Source organism: Bacillus sp. OV166 (genome assembly GCF_900177675.1).
Lineage (GTDB): Bacteria > Bacillota > Bacilli > Bacillales > Cytobacillaceae > Neobacillus.
On record NZ_FXWM01000001.1, the window covers coordinates 5,001,720 to 5,021,564 of the forward strand.

Here is a 19,845-nt window from a genome sequence, read left to right on the forward strand (position 1 = left end):
CATCAAGAAACCCGGTATTTTCACCGGGTTTCTTTTTGCTCCTATGCAGGTTGTGTTAAAAGAACGGAAGAATAAAGATACCAATAACAATTGATATTGCACCGATACCAATGGCCCAGGCGCCTAGCCCTGTGGCCCCTCTCCTTCTGGCAACAAAACCTAACACAATACCTGCAGCTCCAAAAAGAATAGGTAATACAAACAGTGATAAAATCGAAAGCACCAAAGCAAGCGTTCCTAGACCTGTACCACCTGCAGCATTTTCCTTTTGCCCCGTCTGTTCCTTTCTTCGAATAAGTGGAACAGGAGCAGCTATTTCCGCTGCTGTTTCTTCCCTATATTCTGAAGATCGTATCGGAACAGAAGCACCAATCGTAGGATTATTGTCATCTTTTTTCAATGTGTAGTGAGCCCTAATAGGTGCGGCAATTTCTGATGCTGTTTCCTCCCGATATGATGTAGGAGAATTGGGAATATCTTGGCCAATATTTGCACTTTGAAGAGCTTCCTGCACTTTCGTGTCTCTTTCATCTGCCATCCTAATCCCTCACTTTCAGTAATAGGAGCATTAATTATTGTTCGCCTCTATCTGCTTTTTAGTATGTTAATGTTTGCCTAAATTAGTTTTTTGTTTCTTTTCCCCCGTTGACCACTCAATTTTGGTAAACTAAAAGGAGAATCCTAAAAGCTATATGAAGGTGAGAGCAAAAATGAGAAAAAGGTTTGGAATCGATATTGATGGAACGGTTACATGCCCCAAATCCATCATCCCTTTTATTAATAAAGCATTTGACATGAATATTATGTATGAGGACGTTAATCAATATGAATTAACTCCATTCGTAAATGTTTCAGAAAAAGAGTTCGCCACATGGTTTTCTGAAAATGAACCCATGATTTATAAAGGCTCTCCTCTCGCTGAAGGAGCGGGAAAAGTCTTAAATAAATGGGAAAAAGAGCATGAATTGTTTTTCATTAGTGCACGTGGCTCCCATTTACTCGATGTAACCATCCAATGGTTCCTTGATAAAGGCTTAACCTTTGACCACATTGAATTAATTGGATCACATGACAAAGTAGCCACAGTGAAAAAGCATTCGGTTGATATCTTTTTTGAGGATAAACACGATAATGCTGTAATGATCCATGAAGAGTGTCAGATTCCTGTCATATTATTTGATACACCATATAATCAAGATCCTCTTCCAAAGGGTGTCATCCGGGTTAATAACTGGAAAGAAGCTTATATTTGGGTAGAAAACTGGGAAAAGCAGCAGGTCCACAGGGAAATGGTTAGTTCCAGCATTTAATTTTAGATACAAAAAACAGCTTGTATGCAAACAAGCTGTTTTTTAATGACATTCAGGACAAAGACCGTAAATCTCAAATTTATGACCTGAAATATCGTATCCTTTTAAATTTTCACTTAAGTCGTTCATTGGGCAAGTTTCAATTTCTTTCGTTTTTCCGCAGGTCATACAGATAAAATGATGATGATGGTGATGTCTTGAACATGTAAAACGGAAATGTTTCTCTCCTGATAATTCTGTCATCTCAAGAATCCCCATATTCACAAACAAGGAAAGATTACGATAGATAGTATCAAAGCTCAGACCTGGATAATCATCTTTAAGCTGATCCAAGACGTCCTTAGCCGTTAAATATTTATCACTGTCAGCAAACAATTGAAGCATATCTTCTCTTTTACCAGTTTGTTTAAATCCTTTTTCTTTTAAGTATTGGATTGCCTCATTAACGTTCACCTGACGGCACCCCCTTACGAATTAAGAATTTTTTATAAAAAATAGAAAAAATTAAGATAAGGACAGCAATCATAACGATTGTTCCACCGGGAGCTAAATCTAAGTAATACGCAGTAAACAAGCCGCCAAGTACTGACACTTCACCAAAAAGGACAGATAAAAAAATAGTTTGCTTAAATCCTTTGGCTAGCCTTATACTGGCTGCTACAGGTAACGTCATTAAAGATGAAACCAACAAAATTCCGACAATTCTCATAGAAGCTGCAATTACCAAGGCCACCATCACAATAAAAATAAAGTGAATACTTTTGGCCGCTATCCCTGAGGCTTTCGCGTGTTCTTCATCAAAGGATAATAAAAAAAGCTCTTTATACAATAAAATAATCACTAAAATTACCAAGATACCGATAATAAATACGACCCATAAATCGGTTCTGCTAACTGCCGAAACACTGCCAAATAAATAACTAAACAAATCAGTATTAAAACCATTGGCAAGCGAAATAAATATCACCCCTAAGCCAATACCACTAGAGAGAATAATTGGAATCGCAAGTTCTTGGTAGTGCTTATAGACGCCCCTAAGTTTTTCGATGAATAGTGATCCCCCAACAGAAAAAACCATTCCTAAGTATAGTGGATTTACTCCTGCCATCATCGCAACATTTCTTTCAAGAAGCAGGCTCGCTGCTATGCCTGCCAGAGTAACATGACTGAGTGCATCCGCAATTAACGATAGTCTTCTTACTACAACAAATACTCCTAGTAACGGGGCAATAATTCCGATCATAAGCCCTGTTAAAAAAGCATTTTGTAAAAATTCATAGTGAAAAATTCCTTGAATCATTTTACAACGCCTCCGTGCTCATGATGATGGTCTAGCATGTGAACATCATGGCCATAAATTTTAGAAATACCATCAGCCCGGAGCTGTTCAAATTCCATTGTTTCCCCATGAAAATGCAAATGTTTATTCAAGCACGCAACATGTGAGACTTTTTCCGAAATCGTCCCAATATCATGAGTAACCAATAAAAGGGTAATATCATGACTTTTATTTAAATCACCCAGCATTTGATAAAAATTATTAACATTCTCGGCATCAACGCCTACCGTAGGTTCATCCAGAATGAGGAGGCTTGGTTCACTAACGAGGGCTCGTGCAATAAAAACTCTTTGTTGCTGACCTCCAGAGAGCTCACCAATATTTCTGTTGCTAAACCCTTCCATACCGACTGCCTCCAAGGCTTCGATTACTTTTTGCGCATGTTCTTTTTTAAAAAACCTAAACATCCCAAGCTTTTTGGTTAAACCACTCTCGACAACTTCAAATACAGTAGCAGGAAAACCAGTGTTGAAGGAATTAGCCTTTTGAGAAACATAGCCAATTTTTTGCCAATCTTTAAACTTATTAATTTCCTTACCGAATAAAAAGATGTCCCCTTTTTGCGGCTTTAATAACCCTAAAATCAACTTCAATAATGTGGATTTTCCAGATCCATTAGGACCGACAATCGCTAAAAAAGAACCACTTGGAATAGTAATGTTAATGTCCTCTAGCACAACATCTTTTTCATAACGATAAGAAAGTTTTTTTATTTCTATAATTGATTGCATAGTCAGCGCATCACCTTTAATTATAAGAATCATTCCGATTTAACCTAAAGTAGTATACAATAGGTATTCTTGAATGTAAAGTCTGCCACTCCGGCATTCGTCCATTTGATTCACAAAAATCTCTAATCACACTCCCGGAACTTCTTCATACATTAAGGTGAGGAGTGGTGAGGGTGACAATTTTTCAGAGCATCATTAATCATAAAATTAACACGATCACAGCTGAAGAACTGGTAAAATATGCGGATCAATTTAAAATATCAGTGACTAGGCAGCAGGCAGTGAAAATTGCCGAATACTTAAGAGGGAAAAATGTGAATATATTTGATGATTCACAGCGGACTCAATTAGTGAAAGAAATTGCCAAAACAGCGGGTCCAGCAACGGCCCGAGAAGTAAATAAATTATTTATACAGTTAACTAAAAAGTAAAAGCTGTGCACTTTGCACAGCTCTTTTTTATGATTGCATGATAAGGTCAAGCAGGTTCTCATTGAACTTTTGTTCCCGGAGCATATGAATCTCAAATTTATATGGGGCTTTTTTATTATTCTTATCCTCACCCACATATGGAGTTTCTAAAATCTTTGGAACATCGGTAAGCTGTGGATGGTGGACAATATAATTTAGGGCCTTAAAGCCGATATGGCCAAACCCAATATTTTCGTGTCTATCCTTTCGCATTCCGACCGCATTTTTACTATCATTAATATGCAGTACTTTCAATTTGTTCAAGCCAACTATTTTGTCAAACTCATTTAATACACCATCAAAATCCTCAACAATATTATAGCCTGCATCATGCGTATGGCAGGTATCAAAACAAACGGATAACTTATCACTATAGTTTACTCCATCCATTATCATCGCTATTTCTTCGAAGGATTTTCCACACTCGGAGCCTTTTCCAGCCATCGTTTCCAAGGCAATTTGTACTTGCTCTTTGCCAGTCAGTACTTCATTTAATCCTTCGATAATTTTTTTAATACCAGCCTCGGTACCAGCACTTACATGTGCTCCAGGATGCAGGACGATTTGCTTTGCTCCAATTGCCTCTGTTCTTTCAATTTCTGTTCGAAGAAATCTAACACCCAATTCAAAAGTATCTGGATTGGTTGTATTTCCAATATTGATAATATAAGGAGCATGAACGACAATTTCGGAGATACCGTTCTGTTCCATATGCCTCCGCCCTGCTTCAATATTGAGATCTTCGATTTTTTTTCTTCTTGTATTTTGCGGTGCCCCGGTATAGACCATAAACGTGTTTGCACCATAGGAAATTGCTTCTTCACTTGCGGCAAGCAGCATATCTTTCCCACTCATCGAAACATGTGATCCTAATTTAAGCATACCTTTTTCTCCCTGGTTTGATTATTTTTTTCTTTGCTCAATCCTTCGTTCACGCTTTTTAATTTTATCCATTTCCCATTGCATTTTCTTTTTATAACCCGGTTTTACTTTATTTGGCTTCTTAACCAACGATTTAGCTTTTTGATCGGCCTTATCCTCTTGCCTTACACGCGTCTTCCTTTTATTACGTTCATCGACGGTAACAAATTCGTTATTTTTAAGATCGACATTCTTAAATTGAATCCCCATTTTTTCTAACCGGTTTAACGCATCTTCATCCGATGACTCATAAATTGTGAGGGCAATGCCCGAATTTCCGGCACGCGCTGTTCTCCCGACTCTATGGATATAAAAATCTAAGTCTGACGGGAGTTCATAGTTGATGATATGGCTGACCCCTTCTATATCAATTCCTCTAGAAGCAAGATCTGTTGCGACAATATATTGATAATCCAAATCCTGAATTTGCTTCATCATTTGTTTCCGTTCCCGAGGATTTAGATCACCATGAACTCGGCCAACTTTTAAACCTTTTTCATTTAAAAAGTACGCCACTTCTTCAGCCATTTTTTTTGTATTCGTAAATACAATCGCTAGATAAGGATTGTAGGCAAGAAGGGCATCATGAACAAGCTGCTTTTTACTCCGGTGTCTTGATGGCAAAAGATAATGCTCTAAATTTTCTGCTGCTCTTCTTTTCGGTTCTATCTGAACAGTTTTTGGATTTTCCATATATTTTTTAAGAAAGGGTTTTAATTTTTCAGGGATCGTTGCTGAAAAAACGAGCATTTGCAAGTTTTCTGGCATTTTAGCCGCTACTCGATCCAAATCTTCAATAAATCCCATATCTAACATCATATCAGCTTCATCCACGACCAGCATTGCCGCAGTATGAACAAATAAAGCTTTTTCACTCATCAGGTCCTTGATTCTACCCGGAGTTCCAACAACTATATGTGGCTGAACCTTTAATTTTTCAATCGACCGCTGCTTATCCGTCCCCCCAATATAGCATCTTGTCATAATGGATTGCTCTGGGCTGCAATGTGTCGTTATTTTTAATATTTGGTGATAAATTTGAGAGGCAAGCTCTCTTGTAGGTGCAGTAATGACAGCTTGAACTTCCTGTCGTGACGGGTCAATTTTTTCGAGGATTGGAAGAACATAGGCAAGAGTTTTTCCCGTCCCTGTTTGTGACTGACCAATAGCACTCTCTCCCTTTAAAACGACAGGAATCATCCGTTCCTGAATTTCAGTCGGCTCAGTAAAACCGAACTCCTTAACGGCTTCTATAATAAATGGTTGAAACGTAAAACGATCAAAACGATTTTCTTTCATATATTTGCTCCTTATAATTAAAATCTCATGATTTTGGAGTAGTTTTTTTTACTTAAGCAAGTGCAACACTTTCTATTCCATCATGCAATTATAGTCAATATTTCATCAAAACTCCAGTTATCTTTCGTTTTAATATCATTTTCTACTTATTACTGACTTTTAAACAACTAAATTTAGTCTTTGTCCTGTGTATAATACCTAAACCAAATTAGGGTAAATGCATAATTTAAAGCATGAGGCAATTGAAAGGAGGCAACGAGATGCAACCAAGACCAAGAATGCCTATGCAGGGGGGAATGGGACCAGGACCTTTTGGACCACGTAATCAGATGATGAACCCTGGTTTTAACCCTTTTAGCGGTAGGAATCCAATGATGGGTGCCCCTTCCAATCCGTTTGGAGGAGGAAATAACCCCATGATGATGGGGCAAATGATGAGAAGACCTAATCCTATGAACAAAGGCGGCGGGGGATTACTTTCGAAAATTCTCGGAGGAAGAAGCCAAGCTGGCGGCTTTATGGGAATGCAAGGAGCAGGAAAAGCAGCATCAGGAGGCGGAGGACTGCTCCAATCTTTGAGTAACCCCGGCGGACTAACTAGCATGTTGAACAATACGCAGCAGGTGCTAAAGACAGCCCAGTCGATTGGGCCGATGATCCAACAATATAGCCCAATGATAAAAAATCTTCCTGCAATGTGGAAAATTTATAAAGGATTCAAAAATGCTTCAAAAACTACGGATGATGCAACAGTAGAAAATAACCAATCAACTGGTGCCGCCGTCGATGAATCATCCAATCATGAAGAACCTGTAAAAAGTACTTCCAATAAAAAAGGGCAACGCAAAAATAAGCAACAGCAAATGCCTTCAAAGAAAAGTCCAAATCAAAAAGGAAGTTCTGTTCCGAAAATGTATATTTAAATGCAGAATGCTGGAGACAGCATTCTTTTTTTCTTCCTAAAACTGCTAAGGAAAATTGTATCTTTGTATTATTTCTATTAGTTTTATATAATAAACACGTAAAACTATTAAACAATGTCTTTTTTAGGAGGACTTTTTATATGCAAATTATCAAAATTTCACCACGAGGTTACTGCTATGGTGTCGTCGATGCCATGGTTATTGCAAGAAACGCTGCTTTAGATAAAACATTACCACGCCCAATCTACATTTTAGGGATGATTGTTCATAATAAACATGTTACAGATGCTTTCGAAGAAGAGGGGATTATTACCCTAGATGGAAAAAACCGTAAAGATATTCTCGATAAAGTAGAAACAGGTACGGTTATCTTTACTGCTCATGGAATATCTCCAGAAGTTAGAGAACTCGCAAAACAGAAAGGGCTAGTAACGATAGATGCGACATGTCCTGATGTAACGAGAACCCATGATTTGATTGAAGAAAAAACAAAAGAAGGCTACCAAGTAATTTATATCGGAAAAAAAGGCCATCCAGAACCGGAGGGTGCAGTTGGTGTGGCCCCTGGCATGGTCCACCTGGTTGAAACTCCAAATGATGTAAATGCATTAACGATTGACTGTGAAAAGTTACTTGTCACAAATCAAACAACGATGAGTCAATGGGATGTGGCTGATACGATGAAAAAAGTTCAGGAAAAATATCCAAATGTAGAAGTCTATAATGAAATTTGCCATGCAACGCAAATTCGCCAAGAAGCAGTTGCAGAACAAGCAACAGAAGCTGATGTGACGATTGTAGTAGGTGATCCAAAAAGTAATAATTCCAATCGCCTTGCACAGGTCTCTGAGGAAATTGCTGGAACAAAGGCGTATCGCATTGCTGATATAACTGAGTTAGAAATTGAGTGGATTAAGGATGCCAAAAATGTCGCGGTAACATCCGGAGCCTCTACTCCAACACCGATAACAAAGGAAGTAATCACATTCCTTGAACAATTTAACCCAAATAATGAAGCCACATGGGAACGTCGAAAAAAGGTCCAATTAAGCAGAATATTACCAAAGGTTAAAAAAACTGAAGAGTAAAATAGTGAATAAAAAGAACCGAGTCTGCGGACCGGTTCTTTGCTTTTATACAAATTGGAATGGATCTGTATTTACTTCAGAAGGAAAAATCTCCACGGTATAACCCGTTTCTTGACACATCTTTTGTAATGTTGCAGTCAGGCCTTTTTTCATCACTTTTTCCACATTATGGCCTGGATCAATCATATTCAAGCCCTGCATTGCTGCATCATGGGCAGTGTGATAATAAATATCCCCTGTAACATACACATCTGCCCCTTGAAACTTGGCATTCATGAAGTATTTATTTCCATCCCCGCCTAAAACAGCAACCTTTTTAATTTTAGTGCTTAAATCGCCAACCACACGGACAGTTGAAACTTCAAGTGCTAATTTCACTTTTTCCGCAAATTCTCCTAATGTCATTTCATGGACTTTTCCGATTCGGCCAAGACCGAGTACTTCACCTTTGTTCTCAAGCGGGTAGACATCATAGGCCACCTCTTCATATGGATGTGCTTTTAACATAGCAGTAATCGTTTTCTTTAGATGTGGTTCAGGAACAATGGTCTCGATTCTTACTTCCTCCACTTCTTCTAACCTGCCTGCCTCACCAACAAATGGATTGGTATTTTCACCAGGCACAAATCTTCCTGTCCCATTTGCGGAAAATGAACAATGGCTGTAGTTTCCAATAAATCCTGCGCCTGCATTTCCAAGGACTTTTCTAATAACTTCTGCATGGCTTGCTGGGACAAAAACAACTAATTTCTTTAGCTTTGTATCAAAAGTCGGCACGAGTACCTCTGCATCTTCTATTTCTAAAGCATTTGCAAGCAGGTCATTTACCCCGCCTTTTGCGACATCAAGGTTCGTATGGGCTGCGTAAACAGCAATATCGTGTTTCAATATTTTTTCGATCATTTTCCCTTGAACCGTGTCAGTTAGCAAATTCTTAAGAGGTCGATAAATAATCGGATGGTGGGCAAAAATGAGCTGAACATTTTTTTCAATTGCCTCATCGATTACATTTTCCAGGACATCAAGGGCAATCATTATTCGTTCAACTTTTTTATTTAAGCGTCCTATTTGTAAGCCAATCTTATCCCCTTCCATCGCCAAACCTTTCGGGGAAAACTGTTCAAATAGTTGAATGACTTCGTGACCATTAGGAATTTTCATTCTTTAAAGCCTCCTCTACCAGCTTAATTTTGGCGATCATCTCTTGTTTTTTTTCATTCGTTTCAGGAGATTGGCTTGCACCCTCAAGTGCTTCATAAATACGCTGCCAATTGTTTATTTCTGCTGTCCATTTTTTCTTAAAGGTTTTATCCTGTTTTTGTAGAAGGAATGGACCCACTAAAAGCCCCATATCAAGATTTTTTTTATAAGGCTTATTAGGATCGCCCTTTTCACCTATTAAAATCTCGTATATTTTCCCATCTTCCTCAAGTATTTCTTCGTCAATTAGTTCCCAGTTATTTTCAATAAACCATTTCCTGATCGAAATCGCGCTAATATTTGGTTGTAACACCAGACGCTTGACGGAAGTCAGTTTATCTTTACCATTTTCTAGAATGTTTGCAATTAAGGCACCGCCCATTCCAGCAATTGTAATACAATCCACTTCACCAAGTTGAATAACTTCCAGACCATCACCTAATCGCACGGAAATAACCCCCGCTAACCCTTCTGCTAATACATTCCTCTCAGCCAACTGGAAGGGACCCTTAGCAACCTCACCAGCAATGGCAAATGGTAATCCCTCATTTTTTGCTAAGAAACAAGGTAAATAAGCATGGTCTGAGCCAATATCTGCGAGCCTCGCTCCTTTTGGAACATAGTTAGAAACCGCAGCCAATCTTGCTGACAATTTATCTGTATTCAAACATACCACCACTTTTTATATGTAATTTATATAGTATAAAAAAAGTCCTTTACAGATGCAAAGGACCTTTTCTAGTTATTTAATGTTTGCTAACCAATCTGCCATTGCTGCAGCCTGTTCTGGTTTAACAAGACCTGCTGGCATGCCTGTACCCTTACCTTTTGTAACAAAAGTCATAAGTTCTTCCTTAGAATACTTGCTGCCCACACCTTTTAATGTAGGTCCTACTACCCCTTGATACTGGTCGCCATGACAGCCAATACAAGATTGCTTGTAAATGTCTTCTGGCTTTGATGCGGCAACCTCTGTTTTCTCATTGCCTTCACCATTTTCCTTAGCAACTTCTTTCATATCACCAAGGCCTTTGAAAGACAAAATTAGAATTAACACAATTCCAAATGCCATGATGAGAACGTAAGGAATAACCGGATTTCGCTTCATGATATAACCTCCCTTATGTACGAACGTCTGTTAAATATTGAATAAAGTCTACAAACAACTACTATTTTACTTGAAAATGAACAGAAGGAAAAGCCCTAAACTTATTTTATCACTATAATCTTAATAAAAAAAAGAAAACAAGCCAAATTAGTGAAAATATCTAGTTTAGCCTGTTTTTAAATTTACTATTTTATTTTATTAATCATAGGCTCCCTGAACAATCCCTACGGCTATTGCACCAATCCCTATACGTCCGGGCCATCTAACCATAAATAAAAACTGTTTAAGGCCTCTCCAAGCTTCCCTAAAAGGTCCTCAAAAGGTACTTTGACATCTTCTAACACAGTTCGGTTGTATTTGATAATTTCAAACCCATCTCCTAAAATAAAAGAATAAATAGCGGGCCATGAATTTTCTTAAGTCTATTTGCAAAATGAGAGACAATTCAGTAAAATGGATTCAAATAGAGAAAGTGCTTACATTTACTTAAGTGTTTCCACTTGTGTATTCATTAATTGATGCACAAGAAAAAAGCCTACTTCAGTTATGAAGTAGACTATTCATTAGAATATTTTATTCTAAGAAATCTTTTAATCGTTTGCTGCGACTAGGATGGCGTAATTTCCGCAATGCCTTTGCTTCAATTTGACGGATACGCTCACGAGTAACACCGAAGACCTTTCCTACCTCTTCGAGTGTACGAGTACGTCCATCATCCAGTCCAAAACGCAGGCGAAGGACATTTTCTTCCCGGTCTGTTAAAGTATCTAAGACATCTTCAAGTTGCTCTTTTAATAATTCATAGGCAGCATGCTCTGAAGGTGAGGTTGCATCCTGGTCTTCAATAAAATCACCGAGGTGGGAATCATCTTCTTCACCAATAGGTGTTTCCAGTGATACAGGCTCTTGGGCAATTTTCAAAATTTCCCTAACCTTATCAGGTGTTAGATCCATATCTTCACCAATTTCTTCAGGTGTTGGTTCACGGCCAAGATCCTGAAGTAATTGACGCTGAACACGAATTAATTTATTAATGGTTTCAACCATATGCACAGGAATCCGTATGGTCCTTGCTTGGTCTGCAATCGCACGTGTGATGGCTTGACGAATCCACCAAGTTGCATAGGTACTAAATTTGAAGCCTTTTCGATAATCAAACTTCTCAACAGCTTTGATTAGACCCATATTACCTTCCTGAATAAGATCAAGAAAGAGCATTCCACGACCGACGTAGCGCTTTGCAATACTTACTACAAGACGGAGGTTGGCTTCAGCTAGACGTCGTTTAGCTTCTTCGTCGCCTGCTTCAATTCGGTTAGCCAGCTTAATTTCCTCTTCAGCAGAAAGCAAATCAACACGGCCGATTTCTTTTAAGTACATACGAACTGGATCATTAATCTTAACCCCTGGAGGGACGCTAAGATCATTTAGATCAAATTCATCATCATCACCTTTAGCTAATTGCTTAGGATTTGGATCTTCCTCGTCACTTTCACCAACTAATTCAATACCTTGATCACCGAGGAACTCGTAAAATTCGTCCATTTGGTGTGAATCTAGTTCAAAATTAGCCAATTTCTCAGCAATATCATCATAGGCAAGGACGCCGGTTTTTTTACCCAGTGCCGTTAACTGGTCTTTCACTTGTTCAAAAGTGAATTCATTCTCAACTTCTTTTGAACGGGCTGATTTTTCAGCAGCCATATGTCCCCCTCCTTCCAGAATCAAAGACAGTAAAATGGAATCTATAGAGATTTACGCAATTGAATAATTTCCATTGCAATTGCAGCAGCTTTACCAAGATCACTTTGTCGCTCTGCTTCTTTTTGTTCCACTTCTTTTTCTTTTATCTTTAACAATTTTTGATAATTCAACACCTGTTTGATATAATCAGTTAATTCTTGATTGCTTAATTCGTCATTTATGGACATCATTTCAATATTAGCAACCATTCTTCTAAGATTATCATCTTGAATATAGGATAAAAATGCACTTGAATCAGGTTGGAAATGATCCTCATAAAATCCTAGCAGATAGGTTATTATTGCCTGATGTTCATCAATATTAAACGTATTTTCTTGTAATAAATCCTGAACTTTATAAGCAACATCTCGATCTTTTAGCATGTGTGCGATTAATCGCCTTTCTGCTGTGTAATGCGCTGGCTTGAGTTCACTTACTTTCTTAGGAATTAAAATAGGTTTATCAACAGGTTGGTTTTTTCCGGTAGTTTTTCTTTTATCAGCGAAGAAAATTTGCTTTTGCTGCTGTTTCAATGCATCTAATGAGAGTGAAAATTCTGCTGCAAGTTGCCGCAAATAATGATCTCTTTCAACTGCTTTATTCAAATTGCTGATTTCTTTAATTATCACTTCGATATATGCAAGCCTATCTCCTTCTAGCTGAAGATTTTACCTCTGCGAAAGTAAAGAAATTTAAACGCCATCCATGTTAAGCCGGCCGCGATAACCTCATTTCGGAATTTCTCAGGACCGTTCTTTTTAATGTATTCATCGGGGTCCATGCCGTCTGGCATCATCGCTACCTTTATTTGAAAGCCAGCATTGTTAAGATGGTTCCCCGCTCGAAAAGCAGCTTCAATTCCTGCCTTATCTGAATCGTAACAGATGGTTACGGATTGGACACTTTGCCTTAAAAGGGCTATATGTTCATCTGTCAAGGATGTCCCCATTGTGGCAATGCCATTTTCCACACCCGAGCGATCTGCGGAAATTACATCGGCAAATCCCTCAAATAAAACAGCATATTGCAATTTTTTTAAACTTGGCTTCGCATTATGATAATTATATAAAATTTTACTTTTATTAAAGATTGGCGTTTCAGGACTATTTAGATATTTGGGCTCTTCGGCCCCGAGTGATCTGCCTGAAAAAGCAATCGTATTACCATTTCGGTCAAAAATCGGAAACATTATTCGATCCCTAAATCGATCGAAATAAGTCCCATCCCTTTCACGTTTGATAATTAATCCGGCTTTCTCCATCCATTCAGGTGGGAAATCTCTTTTAGATAGAAATTTATAAACAAAATCCCATGAATTTAGGGAATACCCAATTTGAAACTTATCAATCGATTCGCGAGTAAATCCCCTGCTCAGCAGATACTCTAAAGCCTGCCCGCCTTCTTTTGTATTTACAAGCAAGTGATGGTAAAATTTCTGTAACAGCTCATGAGCCCCTAAAAAAGCTTGGTGCTCTTGAGAAACCTTTTTCTCGCCTTGTCCCCCAGATAAATTAATTTCAAGGTCGATATTTACCTTCGAAGCTAGTTTAATGGCAGCTTCCTGAAATGAAATCCCTTCAAGTTCCATTAAAAAAGAAAAAACATTACCGCCAGCGCCACAGCCAAAACAATGGAAAATTTGTTTATCAATTGATACTGAAAATGATGGGGTACTTTCTCCATGGAATGGACATAATCCGAAGTAATTTCGCCCCTGTTTTTTCAGTTGAACATAATCGCTGATTACTTCGACAATATCAACAGCCTGACGAATTTGATTAATCTTTTCTTCGGCAATACGCTCTGCCATGAAAACAACTCCATTTGTACTATCAGGTATTCGGCAGGCAATCTTTAAATTCCTGCAAATTTCGACAAAATTTTTATTAATTTTGTCATAAATTTTGAACGATCTTCAGTTTGGAAGGAATTAGGGCCTCTCCCTTCCCAGCGTCAACATATTTCCAGTCTTCCTATGTAGATTTTTCTTCATTCATATGGAGACGGAGGAAGCAACAAAAAGAACACGGACGCTAAACTTGGATCCTATTTCGACAATCTCTGCCCAGTGGGCATGAATCTGCATCGACATAAATAGTCGGATTGCCTTCTACATTAGTATTAATTCTACATCTATCCGCATATTCCTTCTTTAACAAATAACTTTTGTAAAAGGATTTATGTCGAATTCTTTTTAGGGGGTCCCCTTGACATCTAACAATAAATAGTTTATTCGTTCACAAGCAAGTCTAAACCTAAAAAGATATATTTTTATCACAATTTTTTATTATAGTACATTTATTATCATTTTACCATAACTTTTTATCATTATTATTCCACTTTCTATCAGAAGAAAACACATAATCAAATGATTATGTGTTAAGGTCTCCCTTTATGAATATAATTTAGGATAACATTTGCTGTTTCTTCAACCGCTTTATTGGTTACATCAATAACGGGACAATTTATTTTCTCCACTACTTTTTCAAAAAAGATTAACTCCGCTTTAATCCGTTCAATATTGGCATAACTTGCCTTATCATTTAATCCTAAGGAAATTAATCGTTCTCGTCTGATATTGTTTAACTTTTCAGGACTTATTTTTAAACCGAAGCATTTTTCGATCGGAACCCTATATAGTTCTTCTGGCGGATCCACTTCAGGTACCAGCGGGACATTAGCAACCTTTAAACGTTTATGGGCTAAGTACTGGGAAAGTGGTGTCTTTGAAGTTCTTGAAACGCCAATTAGGACAATATCTGCTTTTAGGATTCCTCTTGGGTCACGGCCATCATCATATTTTACAGCAAATTCAATTGCTTCTACTTTTTTAAAATAATCCTCATCAAGTTTTCGAACAAGGCCCGGTTCACATAAAGGTGTCTTCCCACTAAAAGCTTGAATCTTGTCCATTATTGGACCAATTAAATCGACTGCCAGAATCCCTTCCTTTTCCGCTCTTTCCTTGATATATGTACGCATTTCAGGTTTGACAAGCGTAAATGCAATCATTGCTTTATCCAGTTTAACAAGTGAAAGAACTTCATCAATATGTTCCTGGTCCTCTACATAGGGAAACCTTTTTAAATTCATTCCTGAGCCATTAAACTGGCTTATTGCTGCTTTGGTAACTAATTCAGCCGTTTCCCCTACTGAATCAGATACAACATAAATAATTGGTACACCCATTCTCCCTACACAACCCCTCTACAAGTTAACTTGTGACTTACTCATCACCCAGTCCAACAAACGCTTTTGTAATGTTTGTTTTCGTTAATCTGCCGATAACCTCATATCCATTTTCTGATTTTCGAACCACTGGCAGGGCATCAATTTGTTTTTCAATTAATTTTTTGGCGATATCGATTAATAAATCGTCCCGTTCACACATAGTTATATTCGGCATTCTAGTCATAATAATATTGACAGGAATGGTGGAAAGCTCTTGTTTACCTATACTTGCTCTAAGCAAATCTTTTCTGGACAATACCCCAACAAGGATGGTATTTTGATCCACTACAAATAATGTTCCCACATCTTCAAGGAACATGGTACAGATCGCATCATATACAGAAATATTTTCATTCACCACAATAGGGATGGATTGATAATCTTTCACATATATTTTTTGTAAATTTTCAGTTAACAGCTGTGTCCCAGATTTACCCGTATAAAAATAACCCACACGCGGTCTTGCATCTAAAAAGCCAGCCATTGTCAAAATTGCCAGATCCGGCCTCAATGTTGCTCTTGTCAAACTTAATTGATCGGCAATATGCTCTCCGGTAATCGGCCCATTTTCTTTTACAATTTGTAAAATATGTTCTTGCCGTTTGGTCAGTTCGATTGTACACACCACCTTTGTATTACATTATGAAGGGTTACCCACAACCTTCACATAGTCATACTTTATTAGGAATATTATATACTAAGGAATGTATTAAGAAAACTCGCCAATTGGCGAGTTTTCCATTAAAACGTCATCTTTTCTTGCAAAAAGCTAACAAGATCACTTACTGGAATCCGTTTTTGTTCCATTGTATCACGGTCTCGAACAGTAACCATATTGTCTTCTTTAGAGTCAAAATCATAAGTGATACAAAAAGGTGTACCAATTTCATCATGACGACGATAGCGTTTCCCAATGGAACCTGATTCGTCATAATCCACTGAAAAGTGCTTAGCTAAAGCAGCAAATACTTCTCGTGCTTCTTCAGACAGTTTCTTCGATAATGGAAGGACTGCCGCCTTAAATGGGGCTAGGGCAGGGTGGAAATGCATGACCGTTCTTGATGTACCATCTTCAAGCTGTTCTTCATCATAGGCATCAATTAAGAAGGCTAACGTAACCCGATCCGCTCCTAAGGAAGGTTCAATACAGAATGGGACATACTTTTCATTTGTTTCAGGATCAAGATAATGGAAATCTTCACCGGAATACTCCATATGCTGCTTCAAGTCATAATCTGTTCTTGAAGCGACACCCCAAAGTTCACCCCAGCCAAACGGGAACTTAAATTCAAAATCAGTAGTCGCATTACTATAATGGGATAATTCATCTTCAGAGTGGTCGCGAAGCCTTAAATTTTCTTTGGTAAGACCTAAAGACATTAACCAGTCTTCAGCAAATTGTTTCCAATAATCAAACCATTTTAGTTCTTCACCAGGCTTACAGAAAAATTCAAGTTCCATTTGTTCAAACTCTCTAGTCCTGAATGTAAAATTCCCCGGAGTAATTTCATTTCGGAAACTTTTTCCTATTTGAGCAATTCCAAACGGCATTTTCTTTCTCATCGTACGCTGAACATTTTTAAAGTTAACAAAAATACCTTGGGCCGTTTCAGGGCGAAGGAAAATTTCATTCGTACTTGATTCAGTTACCCCTTGGAAGGTTTTAAACATTAAGTTGAACTGACGGATACCAGTAAAATCATGACTGCCACAGTCCGGGCATGCGATATTGTGTTCTTTAACCAGTTCTTCCATTTTTTCAAATGGTAAGCCGTCGACAATCATTTCAATGCCTTTTTCATCTAGTGCATTTTCAATTAATTTATCCGCGCGATGGCGTGCTTTACAATTTTTACAATCAATCATTGGGTCATTAAAGTTCCCAATATGCCCTGATGCTTCCCAAGTACGAGGATTCATCAGAATACTTGCATCTAAGCCTACATTATAAGGCGACTCTTGAACAAACTTTTTCCACCATGCCTGTTTAATATTGTTTTTAAATTCAACGCCTAGCGGGCCGTAATCCCACGTATTTGCAAGTCCTCCGTAAATCTCTGAACCTGGAAAAATAAATCCTCTGTGCTTTGCATGTGAGACGATTTGTTCCATTGTTACATTCATTGAAATTGCTCCTTTTAATAAATTTGATTCAAACAAAAAAACTCTCGTCCCTATGCTTGTTAAGCATAGGGACGAGAGTTACCCGCGGTTCCACCCTATTTGCTGCAAAAAACAGCCTCTTTAATCGTGTTAATAAACACAAAGATTGCTCAGGAACGCCTTCCTTAGTGCCCTATACCCTAGCTTCCACCACCCTAGGTTCGCTTTTATAGAGATGACTAAGTACTTTTTTCCGTCAATGCAAATATTTTATTAATGAAAATAATAACGAAAACTCCAAACATTGTCAACAGGGTGCTTATAAGAGATTTCTGAATTTATCCATGGAATTAAGAAACTTCTTTGTTTTGAGACGAAGTCCGGAATACTCTTCATAGTAAGAAGTAATAACATTCTTAAGTTCAGCCTTTGTATCTTCTTTAACAGAAATATTTCCTAACCTAGACAGATCAAAATAATAAAATAGCCTTAATAATTTAATCGTACTCGGCGTTAATTTGAAATGGTACGGATCTTTATCCAGACAACGATGACAAATAAGCCCACCTTCACGAATGGAAAAAGAAAAATGTCCGTCTGTACTGCCGCAAACGGAACATTGATTTAAGATTGGGTTTAATCCCAACACATTTAACATTTTCATCTCATAGATATTCATGAGAATATCTGGGTCATAGCCCTCATTCAAATAATTTAATGTTTGATAGAGCAATTCAAAATGAAAAGGGTTTGGTTTTTTTTCTTCCGTGCATTTATCGGTTAACTCGACAATATAACTAGCATAGGCAGTTAAAAAAATGTCTTCACCAATCGATCTTAATGATGTAGCAGTTTCACCCTGCTGCATGCTTCCTAAACCAGATCCTCTAGTAATTAGAAAATAACCATGTGTAAAAAGTTGTGTAATAGAGGAAAGGCGGCTGTTTGGCTTTTTTGCACCACGAGCCATGACTCCAATCTTTCCCCATTCCCTTGTATATATTGTTACTATTTTATTTGTTTCACTATAATCTGTTGTTCTAATAACGATGCCTTCACACTTCTGAAGCATTATTGTCACCTTCTAAAGTAGCACGAAGGCAAACTTATGAAACGGGAAAATCGATTTGTGCTAGCTCATCATTCAGATTTCCGGGTATTTCTTGGTTTTCCTTCTCAAGTTCTTTAATGAGAAGATATGTGTCAATATTACCTGTTTGGAGGAATACTTTCCACGTAAAATCCATCATCGAAAACCCCACCTTTCATATTTAGACTAGCTTTCATTCGGTCCCAAACCTTACAATTATCATAGCCTGCCAGCGCAAAAATCATAAGACGAAATATTTGTTAATGTTGTCCATGCATAATTTGAAATAATCGGTAATATTTTAGTTAGGGTTATTAGAAAAGCGGAAGCGCCTTGGTCGGCCATTATTAATCAATATTCATCCTCATTGAAGCCATAATCTCGAAGCTGGGACATCTTATTGCGCCAATCTTTTTGAACTTTTACCCATAGCTCTAAATAAACTTTTGACCCTAAAAGATTTTCAATATCAACTCGTGCACGCTTGCCTATTTCTTTTAACATGCTGCCTTGCTTACCAATAATAATTCCTTTTTGTGAATCACGTTCGACAATTACGGTTGCCATGACATCAATAATTTCTTTACCCTCTCTCCGCTCCATTTTGTCAAGAACCACAGCTAAAGAGTGGGGAATTTCCTCTCGTGTTAAGTGGAGAGCTTTTTCCCTTATTAACTCAGTAATTATAAACCGTTCTGGGTGATCTGTGACCTGGTCTGCTGGATAGTATTGTGGTCCCTCCGGCAAGAAGGACTTAATCTGTCCTAACAATTGCTCCACATTGTTTCCTTCAAGCGCTGATATTGGGACAATTTCTTTAAATGGGTATTTTTCTTTATATGATTCAATAATCGGCAATAATTTATCAGGATGGACTTGATCAATTTTATTAATTACAAGAAAGATTGGCGTATTTACTGTTTGAAATTTTTCAAGAATAAATTCTTCACCACGTCCAAATCCTTCTTCAGCATTTACCATAAATAAAATCAAATCAACTTCTTTTAGCGTATTTACAGCAACCTTCATCATAAAATCGCCTAATTTGTGCTTGGGTTTATGGATACCTGGTGTATCTATAAAAATCATCTGGGCATCATTTACTGTTAACACACCTTGGATTTTATTACGAGTTGTTTGTGCTTTATCACTCATTATGGCAATTTTTTGGCCAATCACGCGATTAAGAAACGTGGATTTACCTACATTCGGCCGGCCAATAATCGAAATAAATCCTGACTTGTATCCTTTTCTTCCGTTGTCATTATTCAGCATAAAGATCCTCCTGT

Annotated in this window: 20 protein-coding genes, 2 pseudogenes and 1 other annotated feature; of the genes and pseudogenes, 4 read left to right on the forward strand and 18 right to left on the reverse strand. The window is 37.7% G+C overall.

Going from position 1 to position 19,845, the window contains the following annotated elements; all coding sequences use genetic code 11:
* Positions 1-55 precede the first annotated feature (55 nt).
* Positions 56-538 (reverse strand): DUF4190 domain-containing protein, encoded by a 483-nt coding sequence (locus CCK98_RS24630; protein WP_088088999.1) that lies wholly within the window; start codon positions 536-538, stop codon positions 56-58.
* 172 nt (positions 539-710) lie between these two features.
* On the opposite strand from CCK98_RS24630, the gene CCK98_RS24635 reads away from it, so the two are divergent.
* Positions 711-1,310 (forward strand): hypothetical protein, encoded by a 600-nt coding sequence (locus tag CCK98_RS24635; protein WP_088089000.1) that lies wholly within the window; start codon positions 711-713, stop codon positions 1,308-1,310.
* A 42-nt stretch (positions 1,311-1,352) separates the two neighbouring features.
* Here the strand turns inward: CCK98_RS24635 and CCK98_RS24640 are convergent, their stop codons facing one another.
* Genes CCK98_RS24640 through CCK98_RS24650 form a run of 3 tightly spaced genes read right to left on the reverse strand, consistent with a single transcriptional unit; the run spans position 1,353 to position 3,380 of the window.
* Positions 1,353-1,763: a Fur family transcriptional regulator gene (locus tag CCK98_RS24640; RefSeq protein WP_088089001.1), complete on the reverse strand. Its 411-nt coding sequence runs from the start codon at positions 1,761-1,763 to the stop codon at positions 1,353-1,355.
* Positions 1,753-2,610: a metal ABC transporter permease gene (locus tag CCK98_RS24645; RefSeq protein WP_088089002.1), complete on the reverse strand. Its 858-nt coding sequence runs from the start codon at positions 2,608-2,610 to the stop codon at positions 1,753-1,755. The genes CCK98_RS24640 and CCK98_RS24645 overlap by 11 nt, the downstream gene beginning before the upstream one ends.
* Positions 2,607-3,380, reverse strand: a complete 774-nt coding sequence (locus CCK98_RS24650; RefSeq protein WP_088089003.1) for a metal ABC transporter ATP-binding protein — start codon at positions 3,378-3,380, stop codon at positions 2,607-2,609. Before CCK98_RS24650 ends, CCK98_RS24645 begins: the two co-directional genes overlap by 4 nt.
* A 173-nt stretch (positions 3,381-3,553) precedes the next feature.
* Between CCK98_RS24650 and CCK98_RS24655 the strand changes: the two genes are divergently transcribed.
* On the forward strand, positions 3,554-3,811 hold the full coding sequence (locus CCK98_RS24655; RefSeq protein WP_088089004.1) for a DUF2624 domain-containing protein: 258 nt from the start codon (positions 3,554-3,556) through the stop codon (positions 3,809-3,811).
* A 27-nt stretch (positions 3,812-3,838) separates the two neighbouring features.
* Here CCK98_RS24655 and CCK98_RS24660 read toward each other — a convergent pair whose 3' ends face one another.
* On the reverse strand, positions 3,839-4,732 hold the full coding sequence (locus CCK98_RS24660) for a deoxyribonuclease IV (protein ID WP_088089005.1): 894 nt from the start codon (positions 4,730-4,732) through the stop codon (positions 3,839-3,841).
* Between the two features lie 21 nt (positions 4,733-4,753).
* A complete protein-coding gene (locus CCK98_RS24665; protein ID WP_088089006.1) occupies positions 4,754-6,070 on the reverse strand; it encodes a DEAD/DEAH box helicase in 1,317 nt (438 codons plus the stop codon).
* Positions 6,071-6,330: 260 nt separating this feature from the next.
* Between CCK98_RS24665 and vrrA the strand changes: the two genes are divergently transcribed.
* Both vrrA and CCK98_RS24675 read left to right on the forward strand, forming a co-directional pair.
* On the forward strand, positions 6,331-6,993 hold the full coding sequence (gene vrrA, locus CCK98_RS24670) for a VrrA/YqfQ family protein (RefSeq protein ID WP_179195920.1): 663 nt from the start codon (positions 6,331-6,333) through the stop codon (positions 6,991-6,993).
* Positions 6,994-7,133: 140 nt separating this feature from the next.
* Positions 7,134-8,081 (forward strand): 4-hydroxy-3-methylbut-2-enyl diphosphate reductase, encoded by a 948-nt coding sequence (locus CCK98_RS24675; protein WP_088089008.1) that lies wholly within the window; start codon positions 7,134-7,136, stop codon positions 8,079-8,081.
* Positions 8,082-8,126: 45 nt separating this feature from the next.
* Here CCK98_RS24675 and CCK98_RS24680 read toward each other — a convergent pair whose 3' ends face one another.
* The 12 genes and pseudogenes from CCK98_RS24680 to era all read right to left on the reverse strand — a co-directional run bounded on the left by CCK98_RS24680 (position 8,127) and on the right by era (position 19,831).
* Positions 8,127-9,242 carry a Nif3-like dinuclear metal center hexameric protein gene (locus tag CCK98_RS24680; protein WP_088089009.1) on the reverse strand — a complete coding sequence of 372 codons (1,116 nt, stop codon included), beginning with the start codon at positions 9,240-9,242 and terminating at the stop codon, positions 8,127-8,129.
* The gene (locus CCK98_RS24685; protein WP_088089010.1) at positions 9,229-9,948 is read right to left on the reverse strand and encodes a tRNA (adenine(22)-N(1))-methyltransferase TrmK; all 720 of its coding nucleotides are present in this window, start codon (positions 9,946-9,948) and stop codon (positions 9,229-9,231) included. The genes CCK98_RS24680 and CCK98_RS24685 overlap by 14 nt, the downstream gene beginning before the upstream one ends.
* Positions 9,949-10,023: 75 nt before the next feature.
* The gene (cccA, locus tag CCK98_RS24690; RefSeq protein ID WP_088089011.1) at positions 10,024-10,389 is read right to left on the reverse strand and encodes a cytochrome c550; all 366 of its coding nucleotides are present in this window, start codon (positions 10,387-10,389) and stop codon (positions 10,024-10,026) included.
* 201 nt (positions 10,390-10,590) lie between these two features.
* Positions 10,591-10,768, reverse strand: a pseudogene (locus CCK98_RS37110) (acyl-CoA dehydrogenase); the annotation flags it as partial.
* Positions 10,769-10,962: 194 nt separating this feature from the next.
* Positions 10,963-12,093 (reverse strand): RNA polymerase sigma factor RpoD, encoded by a 1,131-nt coding sequence (rpoD, locus tag CCK98_RS24695; RefSeq protein WP_088089012.1) that lies wholly within the window; start codon positions 12,091-12,093, stop codon positions 10,963-10,965.
* Positions 12,094-12,134: 41 nt separating this feature from the next.
* A pseudogene (dnaG, locus tag CCK98_RS24700) lies at positions 12,135-13,942 on the reverse strand (DNA primase).
* Positions 13,943-14,511: 569 nt separating this feature from the next.
* On the reverse strand, positions 14,512-15,321 hold the full coding sequence (locus tag CCK98_RS24705) for a pyruvate, water dikinase regulatory protein (RefSeq protein ID WP_088089013.1): 810 nt from the start codon (positions 15,319-15,321) through the stop codon (positions 14,512-14,514).
* 37 nt (positions 15,322-15,358) lie between these two features.
* Entirely contained in the window at positions 15,359-15,988 is a 630-nt protein-coding gene (locus tag CCK98_RS24710; protein WP_179195921.1) for a helix-turn-helix transcriptional regulator, read from the reverse strand.
* Between the two features lie 116 nt (positions 15,989-16,104).
* Positions 16,105-17,487, reverse strand: a complete 1,383-nt coding sequence (locus CCK98_RS24715; RefSeq protein WP_088089015.1) for a glycine--tRNA ligase — start codon at positions 17,485-17,487, stop codon at positions 16,105-16,107.
* Between the two features lie 64 nt (positions 17,488-17,551).
* Positions 17,552-17,735: a binding site (T-box leader), on the reverse strand.
* 50 nt (positions 17,736-17,785) lie between these two features.
* Positions 17,786-18,538 (reverse strand): DNA repair protein RecO, encoded by a 753-nt coding sequence (gene recO / locus CCK98_RS24720; protein ID WP_088089016.1) that lies wholly within the window; start codon positions 18,536-18,538, stop codon positions 17,786-17,788.
* A gap of 34 nt (positions 18,539-18,572) precedes the next feature.
* Positions 18,573-18,716, reverse strand: a complete 144-nt coding sequence (locus CCK98_RS24725) for a YqzL family protein (RefSeq protein WP_066257674.1) — start codon at positions 18,714-18,716, stop codon at positions 18,573-18,575.
* A 191-nt stretch (positions 18,717-18,907) separates the two neighbouring features.
* Positions 18,908-19,831 (reverse strand): GTPase Era, encoded by a 924-nt coding sequence (gene era, locus CCK98_RS24730; RefSeq protein ID WP_088089017.1) that lies wholly within the window; start codon positions 19,829-19,831, stop codon positions 18,908-18,910.
* Between the last annotated feature and the right edge of the window lie 14 nt (positions 19,832-19,845).

What these genes read in the sequence shown, in the direction of transcription:
- CCK98_RS24630 (WP_088088999.1), bottom strand. Translation starts at nt 538, where the DNA reads ATGGCAGATGAAAGAGACACGAAAGTGCAGGAAGCTCTTCAAAGTGCA.
- CCK98_RS24635 (WP_088089000.1), top strand. Translation starts at nt 711, where the DNA reads ATGAGAAAAAGGTTTGGAATCGATATTGATGGAACGGTTACATGCCCC.
- CCK98_RS24645 (WP_088089002.1), bottom strand. Translation starts at nt 2,610, where the DNA reads ATGATTCAAGGAATTTTTCACTATGAATTTTTACAAAATGCTTTTTTA.
- CCK98_RS24650 (WP_088089003.1), bottom strand. Translation starts at nt 3,380, where the DNA reads ATGCAATCAATTATAGAAATAAAAAAACTTTCTTATCGTTATGAAAAA.
- CCK98_RS24660 (WP_088089005.1), bottom strand. Translation starts at nt 4,732, where the DNA reads ATGCTTAAATTAGGATCACATGTTTCGATGAGTGGGAAAGATATGCTG.
- CCK98_RS24665 (WP_088089006.1), bottom strand. Translation starts at nt 6,070, where the DNA reads ATGAAAGAAAATCGTTTTGATCGTTTTACGTTTCAACCATTTATTATA.
- vrrA (WP_179195920.1), top strand. Translation starts at nt 6,331, where the DNA reads ATGCAACCAAGACCAAGAATGCCTATGCAGGGGGGAATGGGACCAGGA.
- CCK98_RS24675 (WP_088089008.1), top strand. Translation starts at nt 7,134, where the DNA reads ATGCAAATTATCAAAATTTCACCACGAGGTTACTGCTATGGTGTCGTC.
- CCK98_RS24680 (WP_088089009.1), bottom strand. Translation starts at nt 9,242, where the DNA reads ATGAAAATTCCTAATGGTCACGAAGTCATTCAACTATTTGAACAGTTT.
- cccA (WP_088089011.1), bottom strand. Translation starts at nt 10,389, where the DNA reads ATGAAGCGAAATCCGGTTATTCCTTACGTTCTCATCATGGCATTTGGA.
- rpoD (WP_088089012.1), bottom strand. Translation starts at nt 12,093, where the DNA reads ATGGCTGCTGAAAAATCAGCCCGTTCAAAAGAAGTTGAGAATGAATTC.
- CCK98_RS24705 (WP_088089013.1), bottom strand. Translation starts at nt 15,321, where the DNA reads ATGGGTGTACCAATTATTTATGTTGTATCTGATTCAGTAGGGGAAACG.
- CCK98_RS24715 (WP_088089015.1), bottom strand. Translation starts at nt 17,487, where the DNA reads ATGAATGTAACAATGGAACAAATCGTCTCACATGCAAAGCACAGAGGA.
- recO (WP_088089016.1), bottom strand. Translation starts at nt 18,538, where the DNA reads ATGCTTCAGAAGTGTGAAGGCATCGTTATTAGAACAACAGATTATAGT.
- CCK98_RS24725 (WP_066257674.1), bottom strand. Translation starts at nt 18,716, where the DNA reads ATGATGGATTTTACGTGGAAAGTATTCCTCCAAACAGGTAATATTGAC.
- era (WP_088089017.1), bottom strand. Translation starts at nt 19,831, where the DNA reads ATGCTGAATAATGACAACGGAAGAAAAGGATACAAGTCAGGATTTATT.